The organism is Bradyrhizobium australiense (assembly GCF_013114825.1).
Taxonomy (GTDB): Bacteria; Pseudomonadota; Alphaproteobacteria; order Rhizobiales; family Xanthobacteraceae; genus Bradyrhizobium; species Bradyrhizobium australiense.
Genome location: NZ_JAAVLX010000004.1, coordinates 408,110 through 428,323 on the forward strand (window position 1 = coordinate 408,110; position 20,214 = coordinate 428,323).

Annotated in this window: 21 protein-coding genes; 8 read left to right on the plus strand and 13 right to left on the minus strand. The window is 62.4% G+C overall.

The window, feature by feature from the left end:
- The first annotated feature begins 28 nt into the window (after positions 1 to 28).
- Positions 29 to 1,087: an alcohol dehydrogenase gene (locus tag HCN58_RS14020; protein WP_171579953.1), complete on the plus strand. Its 1,059-nt coding sequence runs from the start codon at positions 29 to 31 to the stop codon at positions 1,085 to 1,087.
- Positions 1,088 to 1,401: 314 nt separating this feature from the next.
- On the opposite strand, the gene HCN58_RS35760 is transcribed toward HCN58_RS14020, so the two are convergent.
- The 4 genes from HCN58_RS35760 to HCN58_RS14035 form a co-directional block, all read right to left on the minus strand.
- A complete protein-coding gene (locus tag HCN58_RS35760) occupies positions 1,402 to 1,650 on the minus strand; it encodes a class I SAM-dependent methyltransferase (protein WP_235983654.1) in 249 nt (82 codons plus the stop codon).
- Positions 1,532 to 1,795, minus strand: coding sequence for a hypothetical protein (locus HCN58_RS14025; protein ID WP_235983669.1), 264 nt, complete (start codon positions 1,793 to 1,795; stop codon positions 1,532 to 1,534). Before HCN58_RS14025 ends, HCN58_RS35760 begins: the two co-directional genes overlap by 119 nt.
- A gap of 190 nt (positions 1,796 to 1,985) precedes the next feature.
- Positions 1,986 to 2,513 carry a universal stress protein gene (locus HCN58_RS14030; RefSeq protein ID WP_171579954.1) on the minus strand — a complete coding sequence of 176 codons (528 nt, stop codon included), beginning with the start codon at positions 2,511 to 2,513 and terminating at the stop codon, positions 1,986 to 1,988.
- 19 nt (positions 2,514 to 2,532) lie between these two features.
- Complete coding sequence (locus HCN58_RS14035; protein ID WP_210265990.1) at positions 2,533 to 3,804, minus strand: putative Na+/H+ antiporter; 1,272 nt, start codon at positions 3,802 to 3,804, stop codon at positions 2,533 to 2,535.
- Positions 3,805 to 3,959: 155 nt separating this feature from the next.
- Between HCN58_RS14035 and HCN58_RS14040 the strand changes: the two genes are divergently transcribed.
- The 3 genes from HCN58_RS14040 (at position 3,960) to HCN58_RS14050 (ending at position 8,812) form a co-directional block, all read left to right on the plus strand.
- Positions 3,960 to 5,606 (plus strand): MASE1 domain-containing protein, encoded by a 1,647-nt coding sequence (locus tag HCN58_RS14040; protein WP_171579955.1) that lies wholly within the window; start codon positions 3,960 to 3,962, stop codon positions 5,604 to 5,606.
- Entirely contained in the window at positions 5,603 to 6,205 is a 603-nt protein-coding gene (locus HCN58_RS14045; RefSeq protein ID WP_171579956.1) for a response regulator transcription factor, read from the plus strand. The genes HCN58_RS14040 and HCN58_RS14045 overlap by 4 nt, the downstream gene beginning before the upstream one ends.
- A gap of 1,518 nt (positions 6,206 to 7,723) precedes the next feature.
- Positions 7,724 to 8,812 carry a hypothetical protein gene (locus HCN58_RS14050; RefSeq protein WP_171579957.1) on the plus strand — a complete coding sequence of 363 codons (1,089 nt, stop codon included), beginning with the start codon at positions 7,724 to 7,726 and terminating at the stop codon, positions 8,810 to 8,812.
- A gap of 17 nt (positions 8,813 to 8,829) precedes the next feature.
- Here HCN58_RS14050 and gmk read toward each other — a convergent pair whose 3' ends face one another.
- The 9 genes from gmk to HCN58_RS14095 form a co-directional block, all read right to left on the minus strand.
- Positions 8,830 to 9,483 carry a guanylate kinase gene (gene gmk, locus HCN58_RS14055; RefSeq protein ID WP_171579958.1) on the minus strand — a complete coding sequence of 218 codons (654 nt, stop codon included), beginning with the start codon at positions 9,481 to 9,483 and terminating at the stop codon, positions 8,830 to 8,832.
- 3 nt (positions 9,484 to 9,486) lie between these two features.
- Positions 9,487 to 10,374 carry a YicC/YloC family endoribonuclease gene (locus tag HCN58_RS14060; RefSeq protein WP_171579959.1) on the minus strand — a complete coding sequence of 296 codons (888 nt, stop codon included), beginning with the start codon at positions 10,372 to 10,374 and terminating at the stop codon, positions 9,487 to 9,489.
- Positions 10,375 to 10,501: 127 nt separating this feature from the next.
- On the minus strand, positions 10,502 to 11,788 hold the full coding sequence (mltG, locus tag HCN58_RS14065; RefSeq protein WP_171579960.1) for an endolytic transglycosylase MltG: 1,287 nt from the start codon (positions 11,786 to 11,788) through the stop codon (positions 10,502 to 10,504).
- 126 nt (positions 11,789 to 11,914) lie between these two features.
- Positions 11,915 to 13,180, minus strand: a complete 1,266-nt coding sequence (fabF, locus tag HCN58_RS14070) for a beta-ketoacyl-ACP synthase II (protein ID WP_171579961.1) — start codon at positions 13,178 to 13,180, stop codon at positions 11,915 to 11,917.
- A 97-nt stretch (positions 13,181 to 13,277) separates the two neighbouring features.
- Positions 13,278 to 13,517: an acyl carrier protein gene (locus HCN58_RS14075; protein WP_008969609.1), complete on the minus strand. Its 240-nt coding sequence runs from the start codon at positions 13,515 to 13,517 to the stop codon at positions 13,278 to 13,280.
- A 303-nt stretch (positions 13,518 to 13,820) separates the two neighbouring features.
- Entirely contained in the window at positions 13,821 to 14,558 is a 738-nt protein-coding gene (fabG, locus tag HCN58_RS14080) for a 3-oxoacyl-[acyl-carrier-protein] reductase (protein WP_171579962.1), read from the minus strand.
- Positions 14,559 to 14,579: 21 nt separating this feature from the next.
- Positions 14,580 to 15,533 (minus strand): ACP S-malonyltransferase, encoded by a 954-nt coding sequence (gene fabD / locus HCN58_RS14085; RefSeq protein WP_171579963.1) that lies wholly within the window; start codon positions 15,531 to 15,533, stop codon positions 14,580 to 14,582.
- Between the two features lie 103 nt (positions 15,534 to 15,636).
- On the minus strand, positions 15,637 to 16,662 hold the full coding sequence (locus tag HCN58_RS14090; protein ID WP_171579964.1) for a fatty acid desaturase family protein: 1,026 nt from the start codon (positions 16,660 to 16,662) through the stop codon (positions 15,637 to 15,639).
- Complete coding sequence (locus tag HCN58_RS14095) at positions 16,659 to 17,369, minus strand: TetR/AcrR family transcriptional regulator C-terminal domain-containing protein (RefSeq protein ID WP_171579965.1); 711 nt, start codon at positions 17,367 to 17,369, stop codon at positions 16,659 to 16,661. The genes HCN58_RS14090 and HCN58_RS14095 overlap by 4 nt, the downstream gene beginning before the upstream one ends.
- A gap of 341 nt (positions 17,370 to 17,710) precedes the next feature.
- On the opposite strand from HCN58_RS14095, the gene rpsF reads away from it, so the two are divergent.
- The 4 genes from rpsF (at position 17,711) to rplI (ending at position 20,168) form a co-directional block, all read left to right on the plus strand.
- Positions 17,711 to 18,181 (plus strand): 30S ribosomal protein S6, encoded by a 471-nt coding sequence (rpsF, locus tag HCN58_RS14100; RefSeq protein ID WP_171579966.1) that lies wholly within the window; start codon positions 17,711 to 17,713, stop codon positions 18,179 to 18,181.
- A 5-nt stretch (positions 18,182 to 18,186) separates the two neighbouring features.
- Positions 18,187 to 18,426, plus strand: a complete 240-nt coding sequence (gene rpsR, locus HCN58_RS14105) for a 30S ribosomal protein S18 (RefSeq protein ID WP_002711478.1) — start codon at positions 18,187 to 18,189, stop codon at positions 18,424 to 18,426.
- Between the two features lie 122 nt (positions 18,427 to 18,548).
- Positions 18,549 to 19,520, plus strand: coding sequence for a YybS family protein (locus tag HCN58_RS14110; RefSeq protein WP_171579967.1), 972 nt, complete (start codon positions 18,549 to 18,551; stop codon positions 19,518 to 19,520).
- 51 nt (positions 19,521 to 19,571) lie between these two features.
- Positions 19,572 to 20,168, plus strand: a complete 597-nt coding sequence (gene rplI, locus HCN58_RS14115) for a 50S ribosomal protein L9 (protein WP_171579968.1) — start codon at positions 19,572 to 19,574, stop codon at positions 20,166 to 20,168.
- The last annotated feature ends 46 nt before the right edge of the window (positions 20,169 to 20,214 follow it).

The following is a 20,214-nucleotide window of genomic DNA, read 5'->3' on the forward strand; positions in this document are numbered from 1 at the left end:
AGAAACGCTTGTTCAAGGAGGTATTGCCATGGCGCTGATGCGTCGCCAGTCGCTGGTCAAGTTTGATGCGCCGTTGTGCGAAACCATCGTCGACACGCCGAAGCCGCAAGGACGCGAAGTCCTCGTCCGGATCGAGCGTTGCGGGCTCTGCCATTCGGACCTGCACATCCAGGACGGCTACGCCGATCTCGGCGGCGGCAAGCGGCTCGACACCACGCGCGGCATGACGCTGCCGTTCACGCTCGGGCACGAGATCGCCGGCGTCGTCGATGAAGTCGGTCCCGATGTTTCGAAGGAGCTGATCGGAAAGAAGCAGGCGGTATTCCCCTGGATCGGCTGCGGCCAGTGCCGCGACTGCGCCAATGGCGATGAAAATCTCTGCGCCAAGCAGCGCTTCCTCGGCGTCTCCATAGATGGCGGCTTCGCCACCCACGTGCTGGTGCCCGACGCGAAATATCTGCTGGATTACGATCCGCTGCCGGTCAACCAGGCGGCAACGCTGATGTGTTCAGGCGTAACCGCCTATGGCGCACTGAAGCGGCTGGTCGACCGCCCGCGACAGCGCAATCTCCTGCTGATCGGGCTCGGCGGCGTCGGCATGATGGGGCTCTCGTTCGCGCAGGCGATGTTCAAGCAGAACATGACGGTCGCCGATCTCTCTCCTGCCGCGCGCGAGACCGCGCTCAAGAACGGCGCTGCGGTCGCCTACGATCCGGCCGAGCCCGAGGTCATCAGGCGCATTCTCAAGGAGACCGAGGGCGGCTTCGACGGCGTCGTCGATTTTGCCGGCAATGAGAAATCGATGGCGTTCGCCGTTGCGACAGTCGCGCGCGGCGGCAAGATCGTGGTCTCCGGCCTGATGGGCGGCAATTTCAGCCTGCCGATGGTGCAATGGGTCTACAAGCGCATGACCGTCGAAGGTTTTATGGTCGGCACGCTTGCCGAAGCCAAGGAATTGATGGCGCTCGCCCGCGCCGGCAAGATCAAGCCGACGCCGATGAAGGAAGAGCCGATGGCCGACGTCCAGAAATGGATCGACGAACTGCGCGCCGGCAAGGTCGTCGGGCGGATCGTGCTGAAGAACTGAGACGGTGCGCTCGGCCATCGACGGCATCGGCGAGTTGACCAACGAATTCCGATAGCCGCATATCGGCAGCCCCGGCCTGTCAACCGTCATCCCTGCGCAACGGCTTCGCCGCTGTCGCTGGAGGTGCGCGCTCTTGCGCGCCTCGAAGGATGCGCGGCCCCGCTGGTGGCCGCTCGGCGGTGCCACGCTCTTCCAGGAGCTGGCTCCTACCGCGGCAGCGACCGCTTCACGACCTCACCACACAGCCGCCTACTTCCTGCCGCGCGGCAAAAGTGGCTTGAGCGGTCGCTTGATCGCGCCGGCGCAGGCGCGGGTTACGCCTGCGCATCTCCGACCCTGAAATGGGCTCGGCTAGCCATAGGCCAATTCCTTGCGTGATCGATCTGTGCCCGCTCTTGATCTATCGCAAAGACGGACGCAGGCGAGCACGTCTCGACGATCAGTTCAGTGAAGCTGCCAGTGCCGCAACCAACGTCGAGCCAGCACCGGAGACGGCGCAATCCAGTCGAGGAACACCTTGCCTGCGCGACGGCTCCAGCGGGCCACGAAGCGCTCGTAGGCAACTCCATCGTCGAAGCGATACGCAGCCTCTCTTTCGCGTTTGGTCAAGTATGCTTCCGATGCGCGGTCGTCGTTATCCCCCTCAATCAGCCTTGCGGCCAGTGGTTTTGACCAGCGCAGCGTTGACCGCGATTTCCTTTCGGACATAGGCGTCCAACTCCGATGGCGTCATGGGAATCGGGTCTACTCCCAACGCGGACAGCTTAGCCGGCACTTGGGAGCTCTGTAGCGCAGCGAGCGTCCGCATTACCAAAGACAATAACATGGAATCACGACGATACGGCTAGTTGGACAGTGACGTCGTGCTGAGCCCTGTTAACCCGGCGAGTGTGGACTTCTATTTCACGATCACAACCGGTACCACGGCGGCTGTGATGACGCGCGATATCAGGGAAGATAAAAGCGGCAAGCCCATGGCGCGGACCCAGCGCCTCACGTACTGCGGTTGCGGATCTGCCAGGACGATAACGTCGCACTTGTCTTCGGCCGCACAACGTAGAATTATCGGCAGCGGATCGCCAATTTTAACCTTCGGCAGGCAAACCACGCCCACCTTGCCCAATCGTTTGCTCACAGCATTTACGATAGGCAATCCGACATCGTTGATCAGACGGTCCTCGATTTCGTCTTTCTTGAAGCTCTGATAGCCGCGCAGACGAGCCTCATAATGTCGATCCTGCACGTTCAAAATGATGGCCTCCATATCGTCCTTGCCTTGGGCTATGGCGGCCACGAAATCGATAATGCGATTGGTGCGTTCGCTGCCATCGACGACGGCGAGAAAGCGCATGCCTCTTGTTGCCGAACTGGCGACCTCAGGCCCGATGCCGCCGGGTGCAGTTGTTGTCATGGCCTGGTTTGTCATGCACATCTCCGTCTAGAGTTCACGGAAGCAGCTGAAACGCCGCAGCGGCGACGAGGGTTGGAACGAGCGCAGCCAAGGCAAGGCCGCCCGCGCTGATCGTCCCGTCTTCGAAGCTGTTCTTGAGGATCGCGAATCCCGCAGGATTCGGTGCGTTTGCAATTACCGTGAGCCCACCGCCCGTCACCGCTCCCGCAACCAGAGAGTATTTGAATTCGTCGGAGACGCCGTCCACGAGTGAACCAAGATATGTCAGGGCTGCGTTGTCAGTTACTGCAGTCAGCAGGGTGGCGCCCGTGAACAGCATGGTGGGCCCCATGTTACTGAGAAGCGGTTGCAACCACCATTTCTGCTGACCGCCGATCACCACCAAGCCGGCCAGAAAAAACGCAACTAGCAGGCCTTCCCGCAGAATGAGCGGCGACTGATAGCGCTTGTACGCCTCGGCAAAGCCGAGAAAGAACATGAAGAGCGCGAGAAACACGATCGGGTGGTGATTGAAGGCAACCACCGTGCCGAGAAAGGCGAGATGAACTCCGGAACTCCAGGCCGGGACATCCAGCTTTGCGAGCGACGCTGGCGACACTGCGAGCTTCCGCAGATGGTGTCGGAACAGAAACGTGGCGCCTGCTGCATTGACTACCACTGCGAGTGCCGCCTTCCATCCGAACGTCTGCAACATGAATGGAAGGTCAAAGCCCCACTGCTCTGCAACCATGAGCACGGGAGGCGCGGCGTAGGGCGTCAGCGTGCCCCCGATGGACACATTGACAAAGAGGACTCCGACCGTGGCGTACATGAACTTTCTCGGCGCTCCGCCAGCAAAATACCGGTCGCGGAGCAGTAGCGCCGTCAGCGTCATTGCGGCAGGTTCCGTGATAAAGGAGCCGAGCAATGGGCCTACCGAAAGCAGCGAGAGGTAGTAGGCCGCGGGTTGCGACAGGGGAATCAGGTGCGAGACGAGGCGAAGCAGCGCCGCCGCCATCTGGATGATCGGTCGGCTCGCGGCAATGACCATAACCACGAAGACAAACGCCGGCTCTGTAAAATTGCGGCTTTCAAGATAGGCGAGCGCGCCAGTCCTGCCCATCTGCACGACCATGAAGGCAATCAGAACCGCCGCCCAAAACCCGAATACCACCTCGACTTCCGCGAGCAGATGCCAAAGCCCGGCATGGCGAGGTTGAATATGCGCCATGCGTTCGAACGACCGCGTCGAAAACGTGTGCAGCACAGCTACGGCAAAGATTGCCGCCGCCGCCACCGCGACTTCGAAGGGCGTTTCGTTCGGCACTGAGTCTCGCCTTTTGTGCGCATTCCGATCGGGCTAGACTGACGGCCAAGCCGCCTCCGAACAATTCGGTGGGAAACCGTGGGGGCTTTTCCGGTGTGGGCGTTCCTAGGGTAAAACTACCTAATCGCACACGTCATGCGCCGCGAGGTATTGTGATGATGCGGCAACCGGGGTTCGAAATCATGGGCTCAGGCAGGCCGCTGGTGCTTCGGATGTCGCGCTGGTATCTTGCGATCGGTTTGGGCTATCTTGGCAGTTACGTGCTGCTCGACTGGATCAGCTACGTCCATCCGTTCGCCACGTTCGGCATCACGCCCTGGAATCCGCAAACCGGCCTCAGCTTTGCGTTGATCCTGCTATTCGGCGGCCCGTACCTGCCTTGGCTGTTTGCGGCGCCGCTGATTGCTGATCTGATTGTTCGCGACCTGCCTCTTCCGCCCAGTGCCGAGCTGCTTATCGTGGCGATTACCGGCCTTGGATATGGCTCGGCGGCGCTTCTGCTGCTGCACCGTCGCTTCGACTTCGATCGTTCATTGTCGTCCCGCAGCTCCCTGCTGTGGCTCATGACGATGGCAGCCGTCAGCATTGCGCTCGTATCGGTTGGACACGCACTTGTTCTTGTAATGCATGGGATCATTGCACCACACGATTTCGCACAGGTATCGCTGCGCGCTTTCATCGGCGACTTGATCGGCGTGATCGTCTTCACGCCCTTTACTCTCATTGTGTTCACGCGGCGGAGCTTTCCCATGGTCTCATGGGAAGCCGCGGCCATTCTTCTCCTGGTTCTTGTCGGGCTCTGGGGCGTATTCGGTTTCACCGAAGCGCTCCGGTTCCAGCTTTTCTATATGTTTTTCGTTCCGGTGGTCTGGATCGCAGTGCGGTTCGGTCTGGAAGGCGTGACGCTCGGTCTCGCCGTCATTCAGATTGGATTGATCGCTGCGATCGAGCTGTCGCATGAAAGCGCAACTGACGTCGTTGCCTATCAGGCGCTGATGACCATTCTATCGGCGACCGGCCTTGCCATCGGAGTACTGGTTTCGGAGCAGCGGCGCACACAACATCAGCTCCGGATACACCAGGACGCCCTTCATCGAGCGTGGCGGCTCGCAACCATGGGAGAATTTGCTGCCGCAGTCGCGCACGAGATCAACCAGCCGCTCACCGCGATCGGCAACTATGTCCGGCTTGTCAAGCGGGCCGTCGAGAAAACGCCTCCTGATACTGTAGCCGCCGCAACAGCATCAACGGAGGCGATCGTGCAAGTCGATCGAGCGGGAGCCGTCGTGAATCGCTTGCGCGATTTCATCCGGCTTGGGAGAATCGAGACGAGTGCCGTCAGTGTCACAACGCTCGTGGCAGAAGCAGTCGCGGTGTTTGGGCCCGAGCTGGAGCGGCGGGGCATCGGGTGTCAAACGTCGGTTGGACGGGATGTTCCGCCGGTGCTCGCGGATGGCTTGCAGATTGAGCAGGTCATTTTAAATCTTGTCCGCAATGCTGCCGAAGCGTTGGCCGGCGCGGGCCGGTATGATGGCAAGATCGCTATCGAGGGTGTGACAGGACCGAACGGAAAGGTCACGATCCGGGTGAGTGACAATGGTCCCGGAATTGACCCCGATCTCGGGGACGACGCAATCGCCGCTTTTGCTACGACGAAGCCGGATGGATTGGGGCTAGGTCTCTCGCTTTCACGATCGGTCATCGAAGCTCATGGCGGGCAGCTTCGGATTGAAAGCACAAAGCACGGCACTACGGCATTGTTTACGCTGCCAGCCGTGCACAGTTCGGACTCGGGTGCATGACGATTGCTCTGATCGACGACGACAACGCAATTTTGCATTCTTTGAGCATGCTCCTTGAGGGACGGGGGATTCCCGTGCGGGCGTATTCGTCAGCGGAGAGCTTTTTGAATGCGCTGGCCACCGAACCGCCCCAATGCGTCGTTTCGGACATTCGCATGCCAGGGATGTCAGGTATCGAGTTGCAACAAAAGCTGAAGGAGCATGAAGGAGCAATACCGCTCATTTTCATTACCGGGCACGGTGATGTCACCATGGCTGTGCAGGCGATCAAGCAAGGCGCTTTCGACTTCATCGAGAAGCCGTTGGACGATGAACGGCTGATCGCCAGCATCTCACAGGCGATCGAAAGCGGAAACCGACTTAGAAGCGAGCACAGGGAACGCGCGGCCCTTCAAGCGCGTCTGGCCGAGCTTTCACCGCGCCAGGTCGAAGTCATGCAACTTGTGGCGGAGGGTCTTTCAAATAAGGAGATCGCGCACAAGCTGGGGATCAGCACTCGGACTGTGGAGAATTATCGTGCATGGGTAATGGAAAGGATGGGCGCCAATAGACTCGCCGATCTTGTACGAAAGGTAATTGCCCTGACATCCAAGGCCTGAATGTGACGAGTAAAACGCGCCGCTTTGGATGCTGGAAGAGGTAATTGACGTGGTCCCCACCTCGCAGCGAGTGAAACGCACCAGCGGTCCTGAAAATTTCTGGTCCTCATCCAAAAAGGTGAAGCTCCGAGCAGAAATCTGCGCCTCGGCTTTGAGCCCTGCTTTTGGACATCGGACAGATCGACGGTATAGGTTTCATCAAGCTTGATTGCCACGGCAATGACGAAAGGCATCACGTAGATCGCGAATACCTCAGAAGCTTTAATGGCAACTGCTCCGCGATTTCACGTTAGAGTATTAGTCGTCTGTCACAAGTGGATTTTGCTGAGCCGGTGACGCTCAACAGAACCACACCGCCTATCAAGACCATTCTTCGAAACATGCAATCCTCCCGATTGAAAACTGGTCGTCCGCTTCGGGTGAAAACCGACATCGTGGAAACGCTTGCCATGCTAATGAGGTCAGGCGCAGCTTCGTGCTAGATTGATTTCCTCCGCGGCCCCTTCCACTGATTTGCCCCTCATGGCAAGAAACTTATTTCACGCTCGCTCAAAAATTTTTCGCTTAACCCGTCGGGCAAATCAAACCTACAACTCCCGCTATCCGGTCCCGCAAGAGGGGCGTTGGCCATCGTCACGAACGTTGGGACAGGTTGCGGTGGACGCGGCAGCGTCAGGCGCGGGATGTGTTCGCAGGGCGGGTCTTTCCGTGAGCGGGCATGGGCCGCGCAGACGACCGGCGCTTAAACGCCTCGGCCAAAGCTTCTTCCGGCAGCATACGGGCCGGTCGAAGCGCGTTGGTCCGGGGAAGCCGTGGACGGCAAACCCCGTGGTCCTGGCACCCGTTGCTGGTGTCAAGCCGATGGAGATTGTCGGGCCCAGCCGGGCTTCGATCAATCGCCAATCCGTCGGCGACGGAGGCCAGAGGAATTCGGCTCCGGGGAGATCGCGGCATAAGCCGTTAAAACCACTGCGCTGGGAAAGCCGGGTGTTCCGGCGCACCTGCGGTCCACCGCGTGCATTCTTGCGCACGACTGCGGGTATCATGGGCACCCGGCTTTCCCTGCGCCCTCTGTTTCCTGAGGGCATCGTCGATGCATGACTTCGGGCGCGTCGCGCCGCGAGATCGCAATGTCATATCCAGCACCGGCCGCATCTATCGAGCTCCGGTCAGTCAGCCCAAATGGCGCCACATGGAGCGGCGGATCCGTCTCTGGCTTGAGCTGGACCACATCCGGCCGATTTTCGGGCCGCAGGGATACGGTTCATTCGCGCGATCCGACGGATGTTCCGGACGCTGGACCGCTTCTAAACAATAGCGCTTCCCGCCAACAGAAAGGCCGCTGTTTTCGACCGGTTTTTCACTGATTTCCCTTGGCCTTAGCCGGCCTCATGTGAGGCAGCGCGCGAGCCGCAATTATACCCCATCCGCTCCGAAATTGCGGCTCATTGCGACCCAACTCTCTGACCAGATTGGGGTCATCAAGCGTCGCATAGCGTAGCGTTGCCGGGGATGCAGATGTCGTACCGTTCCGTGAAATTCGTCCCGGCTCTCCTTGCCGGAATTGTGGCAGGCGCCAATCTGGCCGCCGTGACGGATCTCCGGGCGCAGTCGACCGAGCAAGGTGCGGAAGCCGGCACGCAAGTGGCCCAGGCCGCGGAGAGTTGCCTGTCGGCGCCGAAGGGCGCGACCCCTTCGGGCAGCCATTGGTATTATCGGATCGATCGCACGACGAAACGTAAATGCTGGTATCTCCGCGAGGAGAGCGAGAAGGCTGACGACAAGTTCGCGCGTGCCGCGCCGCCAGAATCTGCGCCGGCGTCGTCTTCGGCTGAAGCGCCGCAACCGCAAACGGCGACGCGCAAATCATTCGACGACGCGCGCGCCGAATGGGTTGCCCAGCAAGCCCGCGCCGAGCCAAATCGACCAGCCAAAGCCGAACCGCAAACGGCTGACGCCGCGCCTGCGCCCGCCGATCAGAACGGCCAACGCGCAGCCATGCCGAACGTGCTGGCGCCGGCGCCGCTGGCGACGATGCGGTGGAATGACGCTCCCGCCGCGAGCGCTTCGACCAATCCAGCCTCTCTCCAAGTCGCCGCCGCCGGCACGCCCGCAAACCAGCCGCCGCAGGCCAATGAAGTGCAGCAGCCCGCAGCAGATCAGGTTGCGCCTGCAGCAGCAGCAGCTGAACCGGCAAAGCCGACCGCCTCGCTGCAGATGCTGCTTTTGGTGATGGCGGCCGCGCTTGCGCTGGCCGGTCTCACGGTCAGCGCGATCGTCAGGATCGGCCGCATGCGGGCGCGCCGCGCGATGCGCCACAAGCGGCGCGCGATGTGGGATTCCGCCCGCACCAAGCGTCCATCGCCACCGGTGTTCCACGCCGAAGACGCTCGGCTGCAGCGCGCCGGCCTCGGCGCTGTACAGCATACCCGCGTGCCCAAGGAGCGGCCGCGCGTGCCTCAGGAGCGCGCCCACGTACCACAGGAAAGAGCGCGCGCGCCTCAGGAGCGAGTGCGCGTACCGCAAGAACGAGCGCGGGTCCCTCAGGAGCAGGATCAGCAGGTTACGGAAATGCTGGCCCGGCTCGCGCGCAGCGCGCAGACGTAACGGAACGGAAGCGGCGGCTATTTTTCCAACTGGCGCTGCAGTTTGCGAACGAACTCGGTGAGACCAGTGCGGCGCTCGCGCTTGAGCCGCTCGGCCTTGAGGATCGACTGCACTTCGGCGAACGCATCGTCAACGTTGTGGTTGACGACGATATAGTCGTATTCCGCCCAGTGACTGAGTTCATGGGTGGCGCGGCTCATGCGCCCGCGAATGACCTCGTCGGAATCCTGTGCCCGCGTGTGCAGCCGTTTCTCGAGATCGGCGGCCGAAGGCGGCAGGATGAACACGCTGACGACATCGGCCCGGGCCTTTTCCCGCAATTGCTGTGTGCCCTGCCAGTCGATGTCGAACAGCACGTCCTGCCCGGCCGACAAGGCGGCCTCGACCGGTGCGCGCGGCGTGCCGTAGCGATTGTCGAACACGGTCGCCCATTCCAGCAATTCGCCCTGCGCGACCATCGCTTCGAATTTGGGCTTGTCGACGAAGAAATAATCGCGGCCATCGACTTCGCCCGGCCGCATCGCGCGCGTGGTGGCGGATACCGACATCTTCAGGCCCGGCATCCGCTCGATCAGAAGGCGCGACAGCGTGGTCTTGCCCGCGCCCGAGGGCGAGGAGAGCACGAACATTAGCCCGCGCCGTTCAACTCCGTCGAAACCAGCAGCCGTCATCGGTCACTCCAGATTCTGGACCTGCTCGCGGAATTGCTCGACCACGTTTTTCATCTCGAGCCCGGTCTGGGTCAATTCCAGATCATTCGACTTGGAGCAGCAGGTGTTGACCTCGCGGTTGAATTCCTGGGCGAGGAAGTCGAGCCGCCGCCCGACCGGTCCGCCCTTGCCGATCATCTCGCGCGCCTGCGCGACATGCGAGGCGATGCGGTCGAGCTCTTCGCGAATGTCGGCCTTGGTCGCGATCAGGATTGCTTCCTGATTGAGCCTGTCAGGATCGAAGCGTTCGGAGGTTTCCAACAGTGCCGCGACCTGCTCGGCCAGACGCGCCCTGATCGCCTCGGGCTTGCGGCCGGGTGCGGCCTCGGCCCGCTTCGCCAGCCTCTCGATTTCATCCATGCGCTGGATCAGAATCTGCCCGAGCGTCACGCCTTCGCGGCGGCGCATCTCGACCAGATGGGTGAGCGCCTGCTCGAAGGCGGCGGTCGCCGCATCCTTTGCCGCGTTGTCTTCCGCCTCGTCGCTTTCGGGTTCGACCACCTCGATGACACCCTTGATGCCGAGCAGCCCGTCGATGCTGGGCGCCACCGCGTCGATCTTGCCGGCGAGCACGCCCGCGACCTTCACGATCGAGGAAAGCACGTCTTCATTGATGCGCACGGTCGAGACCGCGTTGGCGCGCTTGACGTTGAGGTTGGCGTACACCGTGCCCCGCGACAGCACCTCGCCGGCGCGTTTCTTGGCGAAGGCCTCAAGTTCGTCCCACCCGGGCGGCAGACGCAAACGCAGGTCAAAGCCCTTGGCGTTGACGGACTTCAGTTCCCATTCGAACGTGTAGGGCCCGCTGGCGCCGTGACTCCGGGCAAAACCGGTCATGCTCGATAGCGCCATCGCGTAACACTCTCCGAAAGACAGGGATTTCGAGACTCGAAATGAACGGCGGGACCTTAAGCCGATTTCCGCCAAAGTGGAATTGCGTTCCGGCTGTGCCCGAGACGTCTTCTCAACCGGCCGGGCGTCAGCGCTGAAGCACCGGAGGCGTCGTGGTCGACTGCGCCGCGCCCTGGCGGGCCGGCGCCGTCGCGGGCGCCGGAGGTGATGCCGGGCGCGGCGGTTTTTTCTGCCCTGCCGGTCGTGGCGTGGTCGCGGTTGGATTGGTATCGGCCGGTGCTCCGGCCGCGGCCGGCGGCGGCGCATCCTCGGACGGTTCGACGGTATCGTTCTGAATCTGCTTTTCCAGCGCCCGCAGCTTGGCGACGTTCTTCTGGTGCTGGTCGTAGGTTTCGGTGAAGGCGTGCCCGCCCGTTCCATCAGCCACGAAGAACAAGTCGCGCGTGCGCGCCGGGTTGGCGGCGGCTTCGAGCGATGCGCGGCCCGGATTGGCGATCGGCCCGGGCGGCAAGCCTTCGATCACATAGGTGTTGTAGGGCGAGGGCTGCATAATCTCGGAGCGCTTGATCGGCCGGCCCAGCGTTCCCTTGCCGCCGACCAGGCCGTAGATGATGGTCGGATCCGACTGCAGCTTGATCCTCTGCCGCAGGCGATTGACGAATACCGCCGCCACGCGGCTGCGCTCGTCGGCCCGGCCGGTTTCCTTCTCGATGATCGAGGCCAGCGTGATGAGTTGCTCCAGCGACCTGACCGGAACGTCCGGATTGCGGCGCTCCCAGATTTCCGCGAGCACCCGCTTCTGGGTCTGCTGCATGCGCTGGATCACCTGCTCGCGGGTGGTGCCGCGCGGAAACTTGTAGGTTTCGGGCAGCAACGTGCCTTCGCGCGGTATTTCCCGCACCGAGCCGGCGAAGATGTCGTTGTCGAGGAGACGCGTCACGATCTGTTCGGAGGTCAGACCTTCCGGAACGGTGACGGCGTGCTGCACCACCTTGCCTTCCACGATGGTGGCGATGACGTCGCGCAGACTGGCGCTCTTCTGGAAGGAATATTCGCCGGGCTTCAGATCGGAGCTCGCCTTCAGCGCAAACACGCCGCCGATGAATATCCAGGGATTGACGTTGATCACGCCTTCGCGCAGCAGCGCGTCGGCGATATCGCGCTTTCCGGCACGCGAGGGAATGTTGACGATCTTGTCTTCCTTCAGCGGACCGGGCGTTTCCAGGATCTGTCTGCCGTAGTAATAGACTGTCCCCGCCCCGACCATCAGAATGATAAGGATGGTGATGATGGCGTTGCCCACCACCACGAATGGATTGCGGGCGCGCTCCGATCGTTTCGGCGGCGGCGGCACCTGCTCGGGCTCCAACGCAGCGCGCGGGCTTCGTGGTGAAATGGGCGGCCTCTCACTCATCGATGCAACCTGAATCCTGTCGGTTCAATCGCGGCCCGGCAATCCCCTGCCAAGCCGATAGCATACGCCCACATGTAGAAGTCATCGCCGAATACGGCAAAACGGTGGAGACGTTCCAAACACTTGCTAGTCAGCCACACGCCGAACAATCACGGAGGCATTGGTGCCCCCGAAACCGAAGGAATTCGATAGCGCGACATTAATCTCGCGCTTGCGCGCGGTCTGCGGCACCAGGTCGATCGCCGTTTCCACCGACGGATTTTCCAAATTGATGGTAGGCGGAGCAATGTTGTCGCGAATCGCAAGGATACTGAAAATGGCCTCGATCGCACCGGCAGCACCGAGCAGGTGTCCGGTCGACGATTTCGTCGACGACATCGACACCTTGGAAGCGGCGTTACCGAGCAGCCGCTCCACCGCGCCGAGTTCGATCTCGTCGCCGATCTGCGTCGAAGTTCCGTGGGCGTTGATGTAGTCGATGTCCGATACTGCGATGCCGGCGCGCTTGATCGCCGCGCTCATGCTGCGGAACGCGCCATCGCCCTCCGGCGACGGCGAGGTGATGTGATAGGCGTCGCCCGACAGGCCATAGCCGATCACTTCGCAATAGATTTTCGCACCGCGCTTCTTGGCGTGCTCATATTCCTCGAGCACCACGACCCCGGCGCCCTCGCCCATCACGAACCCGTCGCGGTCCTTGTCATAGGGGCGCGAGGCCTTTTGTGGCGCTTCGTTGAAGCCGGTCGAGAGTGCGCGCGCTGCGCAGAATCCCGCCATCGCCAGCCGGCAGATCGGCGATTCCGTTCCACCGGCCACCATCACGTCGGCGTCGCCGAGCGCAATGAGGCGGGCACCGTCACCAATCGCATGCGCGCCGGTCGAACAGGCGGTCACCACGGAATGATTGGGACCCTTGAGGCCATGCTCGATCGAGACATAGCCGGAAGCAAGATTGATGAGCCGTCCCGGAATGAAAAACGGGGAAACCCTGCGCGGCCCACGCTCCTTTAACAGCAGCGACGTCTCGGCGATGCCGGACAGGCCGCCAATGCCTGAGCCGATCAGGGTGCCGGTGGCGCATTTGTCTTCTTCGGTTGCAGGATGCCAATTGGAGTCGTCGAGCGCCTGGCGCGCCGCAGCCATTGCAAAGATGATGAAGTCGTCGACCTTGCGCTGTTCCTTCGGCTCCATCCACTGGTCGGGATTGAAAGTGCCATCAGAGCCGTCGCCGCGCGGAATCACGCAGGCGATCTGGCTTGCAAGATCGCCAACCTCGAATGTGTCGATCTTCCTGGCGCCGCTCTGACCGTTGAGGATACGCGCCCACGTTGTGTCAACGCCGCAGCCGAGCGGCGTAACCATGCCCAGCCCCGTGACGACAACTCGCCTCATGTCAAAAACTCCAGCCCGAAATCGGCGGCCCAAAACAAGAAACCGGGGGACCGTTCGATAACGGCCCGTCCGGCTCTGTCTCTACCCGCCCGGGACGTCAGCTTTTCGCGTTCTTCTCGAGAAACTTCGTCGCGTCGCCGACGGTCAAAATCGTCTCGGCGGCGTCATCGGGAATCTCGCAGCCGAACTCTTCTTCAAATGCCATCACAAGCTCGACGGTGTCGAGGCTGTCGGCGCCGAGGTCGTCGATGAAACTTGCGTTGTCGACAACCTTATCCGGTTCAACACCGAGGTGTTCGACCACAATCTTCTTAACCCGCTCGCCAATCTCACTCATCTTTAACCTCGTGCTTGTTCCATTGGACCCGACCCCAAGACGCTATAGAGACGCTACGAGCTATCGTGGTCGTTAAACTTCCTTCGCTATCGCGCATAGTCTTGATTCGGCCCGGTGGTAGCCGACAAAGCCCCGGCGAACGGCAGGCGTCGCCACGCCAATATACAGGGTTTCAAAATCCTGCAATGGCCTTGTTTGCCCATCCGTCGGGGGTTCGGTTATCATACTTCCCAAGCCTTGACTACAAGCCTCAACCGCCCCGGAAAACGCCCTTTGGCCGCATCGATCGGGGCAATAACTCGCTCAAATCATGGCCATTCCGCCGTTGACGTGAATCGTCTGCCCGGTGACGTAGGCCGCCTCGTTCGAGGCGAGATAGACGGCTGCCGCCGCGATGTCCTCCGGTGTGCCCAGCCGCGCCGCAGGAACCTTCGCCAGGATGGTCTCGCGCTGCTTGTCGTTGAGCGCGTCGGTCATTGGCGTCTTGATGAACCCCGGCGCGATGCAATTGGCAGTCACGTTGCGCTTGGCGTACTCCGCACCCAGCGTCTTGATCAGGCCGATGATTCCAGCCTTCGACGCGGTGTAGTTGGCCTGGCCGGGGTTGCCGGTCACGCCGACGATCGAGGTGATCGCAATGATTCGCCCGAAGCGCTTGCGCATCATCAGTTTGGTTGCAGCGCGGGCGAGACGGAAGGTCGCGGTCAGGTTGACTTGGATGACGTCGTCCCAATCCTCGTCGCGCAACTGCACGAAAAGATTATCGCGCGTGATGCCGGCATTGGCAATCAGGATGTCGACCTGCCCCATCGCAGCTTCCGCCGCCGGCACCAGCGCCTCGACATCAGCTCTGTCGGAAAGGTTGCACGGCAGCACGTGGACGCGTTCGCCAAGCTTGCCGGCAAACGAGTCCAGCACCTCGCGGCGCGTGCCGGAAATTGCGACCGTGGCGCCCTGCCCATGCAACGCCTGCGCGATCGCACCGCCGATGCCGCCGGTCGCGCCGGTCACCAGCGCCGTCCTGCCAGTCAAATTAAACATCAATGTCTCCTTCCGGGAGCTTTAGGCCGAAGCCGCCAATGCATCCTTCGCGGCCGCAATATCGTTGGGTCCCCCGATCGACACGCCGACCGCGCCGTCGGCAATCCGCTTGACCAGCCCGCTCAGCACCTTGCCCGCGCCGATTTCGAAGAACCGCGTGACGCCATGCGCTGCCATGTAGGCCACCGACTCGCGCCAGCGCACGGTGCCGGTGACCTGCTCGATCAGGCGGCGGCGAATCTCGTCGGGATTGGTGATCGGCGCGGCCAGCACGTTCGCGACCAGCGGCGAGGCCGGCGTCTTGATCGTTACACCTGCAAGCGCCTCTGCCATCGCATCGGCGGCGGGTTGCATCAGCTTGCAGTGGAAAGGCGCGGATACCGGCAGCAACATCGCGCGCTTGGCGCCCTTGGCCTTGGCAATTTCCACGGCGCGGTCGACAGCCGTCCTGTCGCCAGACACCACCACCTGCCCGCCGCCATTGTCGTTGGCGGCCTGACAGACCTGCCCTTGGGCAGCTTCGTTGGCGACGGCCATCGCCGCCTCATAATCGAGTCCAAGCAGTGCCGCCATCGCGCCGACGCCGACCGGCACCGCTTTTTGCATTGCAAGGCCACGGGTGCGCAGCAGGCGCGCGGTATCGCTGATGCTGAAGCTGCCGGCCGCGGCCAGCGCGGAATATTCACCGAGCGAATGGCCGGCGACAAAGGCCGCATCCCGCCCGACGGAAAAGCCCGCCTCGGTCTCCAGCACGCGCAGCGTGGCAATCGACACCGCCATCAGTGCCGGCTGGGCATTTTCGGTGAGCTGGAGGGTTTCGGCCGGGCCATCCCAGATGATCGCGGTCAGCTTTTCGCCAAGCGCGGAATCAACCTCGTCGAACACCGCCCGCGCGGCCGGAAACGCCTCCGCCAAGGCCTTGCCCATGCCGATCGCTTGGGAACCCTGCCCCGGAAACGTGAATGCAGCCGTCATCGGCACTCCCTCGCTAGAATGGCGCCGTAAGACACTGACCGAGGCGGGGATGTCAAGCCACGCCGCGGAATCGCACGGCCTCGGCTTGAGGCTCCGATGGACCTTAGAAGCCGCCCGCCGCCTGGTCGCGGCCGACTTCGGCACCGGCCCGCACGCGGCGTACGCTGCTTACCAGCTTGCCAGGCCGGTCATCGTGGTCGGGCTTGGCGGTCGCGAGCCGCAGCACGGCGGCATAACCCGGCTGCACCTCCATCCGGTCCGCATATCGGCTTTCGGAGAGGATGCGGTGCACGCGCGGCAGATTGTAGCAGGGCACGTAGAACAACAGATGATGCTCGAGGTGGTAGTTGACGTAATACGGTGCAATGAACAACCGCTCGAGAAAACTCGCGTGCGTGGTGCGGGTATTGCGCAGCGGATCGCTCGAATCGGGAACGACGGCGTGTTCGGCGATATTGCGAATGCGGGTGATGACCATCTGCCATGTGAGCAGCGGCAACAACCACAATAGCGGATAGGCCCACCATGCGCCGGCGGCGGCGAGGCCTGCAAACAGCACGGCGTTGGCCGCAAATTGCGGCCCGAGTTTTTCCCAGAAATGCGCCGCGCGCCGCGCCAGCGGCCATTCCTTTGGGCCAAGCGCATTCAACAATTGCGCCTTGCGCTGCTGATAGCCGGTCTGCCCAGTGATATCGCGGAAGAACTTGCGGCGGTAGCTGATCCTCGTGATCGGAAACGGCGCCGACAAAATCAGATCGGGATCGTCTTCCTGCTGCGTGCGCGCATGATGTTGCAGATGATAACGGCGATATGCGCGGGTCTCCGCGAAAATCGGATAGGCGCAGAACCACTGGCTGAGCGTCAGGTTGATCTTCTCGTCCGCCGAAAGACAACCATGGGCGCCGTCATGCATCAGGATCGCAAGCCCAAGCTGGCGCGAGCCGATGATGCCGACCGCGAGCAGAAAGATCAGCGGATTGGGCCACCACGCCACCAGCGCAATCGATCCCAAAATCAGCGTCCATGCATGTGCGATCAGGGCTGCGCCCTTCCACGTCACGCGCTGGCGGACGGCGACCAGTTGATCTTCGGTCAGAAAGTCGCGGGCACGCATGCGAAGCGCGGTCATGGTGATATCTCCCCGTCGGGCTCATCGTCGTCGCCAACCAGGCGCAGCCTGGCGCTGTCGGTCGCGGATGTTGTCGTGGCCTGATCGCCGAGCACGCGCAGCATCTCGCTGCACAATTCCTTGGCCGAGCGACCCATGGCGTAGCCCTCCACTATCACGCCGATCGCGACCGCCCAGAACCGCCGCGAGCTGGCGTCAGGATCGCGCAGGCTCTTCCAGCCGTGCCGCTCGATCTGGCCGGCATAGGCGCGCATGCCCTCGCCGTGCAGCCGCTCGATGGTGCGTTCCACCAGCGGCGCGAGATCCTGCCGGCGGCGGGTGAGCGTCAGGGCTTCGGTAAAGAAAGCCACCGAATCCGTCGCCGTGACCGTCTCGACCAGCGCGCGCGTGTAGTCGCGCGGCGTACGGGCCTGCAACGCGGCCTCCTCGGCCGCGCGCGCCACATAGAGCATGTCGCGGCAGGCAGCTTCGACGAACAGGGCTTCCTTGGTGCGGAAATAATAGGTGATCTGGCTCGGAAAGGCGTCGGCGGCCGCCGCGATGTCCGAGATCGAGGTTCCGGCGAGGCCCCGCTCCTTGAACAACCGGCTGGCGCCGTCGAGTAGCCGCGAGCGCATCTGGCGCCCGGCCGTACGCGTGGCGCGGGCGGCGTGCTTGGGATCACCGGCCAACGTTTCAGGAGCGGTCTGGACGGACTTCGGAGCCATAAGCTCGCCCTCTTGTCCCAGATTTGTATGATATACAAACAAATATGTCAACCGCTCATCGACCTGCCGCCTCCCCCGGGGGTGACGCCAGAACCCTTCAAAGCTGCTCAAGAAGCCTTGCCAGCCCGCTGAAAATCCTTATAAACCGCGCATCCGTGGATCCCGGCCGGGAGCTGAACGGACGGTCTCAGCAATCACTCCTTTCCAGGCGTTTTTGATGTGGCAGGGCCAGTCGGCCCGTCGTCCCGTGCTTCCGCCTTCTGAGCTTATCCCCGAGTCCTTTCCGAAGGCCTCGAAGGGCTTGCCGCCGGGGACCGCGCTAACACTAGGAAAGGACACCCATGCCTCTTTACGAGCATGTTTTTCTCGCGCGTCAGGATGCGAGCACCCAGCAGGTCGAAGAGCTGACCACCCAGATGACGGGCATCGTCGAAGGCCTCGGCGGTAAGGTCACCAAGACCGAGAACTGGGGCGTGCGCTCCCTCACCTACCGCATGAACAAGAATCGCAAGGCACACTTCGTGCTGATGAACATCGATGCGCCCTCCGCTGCGGTCACCGAGATCGAGCGGCAGGAGCGGATCTCTGAAGACGTCATCCGCTATCTCACCGTCCGCGTCGAAGAGCACGAGGAAGGTCCCTCGGCGATGATGCGCAAGGCCGATCGTGATCGCGAGCGCGACGATCGCGGCGGCGGTTTCCGCGGTGACCGCGAAGGCGGCTTCCGTGGCGATCGTGAAGGCGGTGGCTTCCGCGGCGACCGTGGCCCGCGCCGTCCGCGTGAAGACGACGCTGCAGCGGTAGAGGAGTAAGAATCATGGCTGAAGCTGGTGCACGCCGTCCGTTTTTCCGTCGCCGCAAGACCTGCCCGTTCACGGGTCCGAATGCGCCGAAAATCGACTACAAGGATTCCAAGCTGTTGATGCGTTACGTCTCCGAGCGCGGCAAGATCGTGCCGAGCCGCATCACCGCCGTCTCCGCCAAGAAGCAGCGTGAACTCGCCCGCGCCATCAAGCGCTCGCGTTTCCTCGGCCTCTTGCCCTACGTCATTCGCTAAGACGCTTCGGTCCGCGGCGTTCGCGCCGCGGACCGGTTTATTCATAAGGCTTCCGGGTCGTCCGGTCGCCGATGGTTGGGGTCGAGACGACCTCTAACCGCTCGAAAGGAGCGGGACAGCTGATGATCGCGATTATCCTCATTGCTCTTGCGGCCGGCTGCGCGTCGGCGCTGATGTTCGCCTCGATCATCTCGGGCGCGCTGATCTCGCTCGTGCTGTTCTACCTGGCGCCGCTGCCGCTGATGGTGGCAGCCATGGGATGGGGCCCGCTCGCCGCGACGATCGGCGGCATCCTGGCAGCAGCCGGCCTAGGTATGATCTTCGGCCTACCCTACTGCATCGCCTTCGCTATCACCGTTGCGCTGCCGGCATGGTGGCTTGGCCATCTCGCGCTCTTGGGACGACCGCTGCCCGATGCAGTTCCCGGCGATGGCACGGCGCCAGCCGCGCCTCAACTCGAATGGTATCCCGTCGGTCGTATCCTGCTCTGGATCGCGGGCTTTGCCGCACTGACGACGATCGCGGCCATGCTTACGCTTGGCACTGACGCCGAGGCCATCATGGGCGCGCTGCGCCGTGGCTTGCTGCGAATGTTGGGCACACGCGATGCGACATCGTCGAGCGATATCGAGCGCTGGGTCACCGCTTTTGCCGTCATCGCTCCATCAGCCGCAACCATCATCGCGATGATGACGCTGACGCTCAATCTCTGGCTCGCTGGCAAGATCACGGCGACTTCGGGCCGGCTCCACCGGCCCTGGCCCGACTTGAAGAGCGCCGAACTGCCGCCGATGACGCTGGTGGCGCTGTCGGTCGCGTTGGCCTTCTGCTTCATCGGCGGGCTCGTCGCCATGTTCGCGCAGATTACGACCACGGCGCTGATGATGGCCTACGGACTCACCGGCTTTGCCGTGCTGCACACGCTGACGCTGGCGCTGAAGAGCCGCGTATTCTGGCTCTGCTGCACCTACGCCGTCGTGGTCACCTTCGGCTGGCCGGTGCTGGCAATGATCGCGCTGGGCCTGGCGGACGCCGTTTTCGGCCTGCGCCGACGCTATCTAGGCGGCAAGCCGCCGCCTTTGCCTGCAGCCTGAAATCTCAACCAAACACTCAACCCGATATCGCACACTCAAAGGAGAACGGAAATGGAAGTCATCTTGTTGGAACGCGTGGCCAAGCTTGGTCAGATGGGCGAAGTCGTCCGCGTCAGGGACGGGTATGCCCGAAACTTTCTGCTCAAGCGCGGCAAGGCACTGCGCGCCACCGCCGACAACCGCGCCAAGTTCGATGGCATGAAGGCCGAACTCGAGGCCAATAACCTCAAGGCCAAGGGCGAAGCGACCAAGGTCGCGGAGAAGATCAACGGCCGCAACGTGATCGTGCTGCGTCAGGCCTCGGAATCCGGCCAGTTGTTCGGCTCGGTGACCGTGCGCGATATCATGGCCTCGTTTGAAGCCGATGGCGTCACCATCAGCCGCAGCCAGGTAATGCTCGACGCACCGATCAAGACGATCGGCAAGCACAAGATCAACATCGCCGTGCATCCGGAAGTCGAAGTCAGCGTCAGCGTCACCGTGGCACGCAGCGCCGATGAAGCCGAGCGCATCAACCGTGGCGAGGACATCTCCACCCGCCAGGAAGACCAGGACGCCGCCGCTGAGGCGCTCGCCGCCGCCGGCGAGTTCTTCGATCCGGAAGCCCAGCACGAGGAAGTGCCGGCACCGGCTGCGACCGAGAAGTAACGCGCGTATCGACCTAACCTTATGAAGGCGTCAAGCCCGGCCTCGA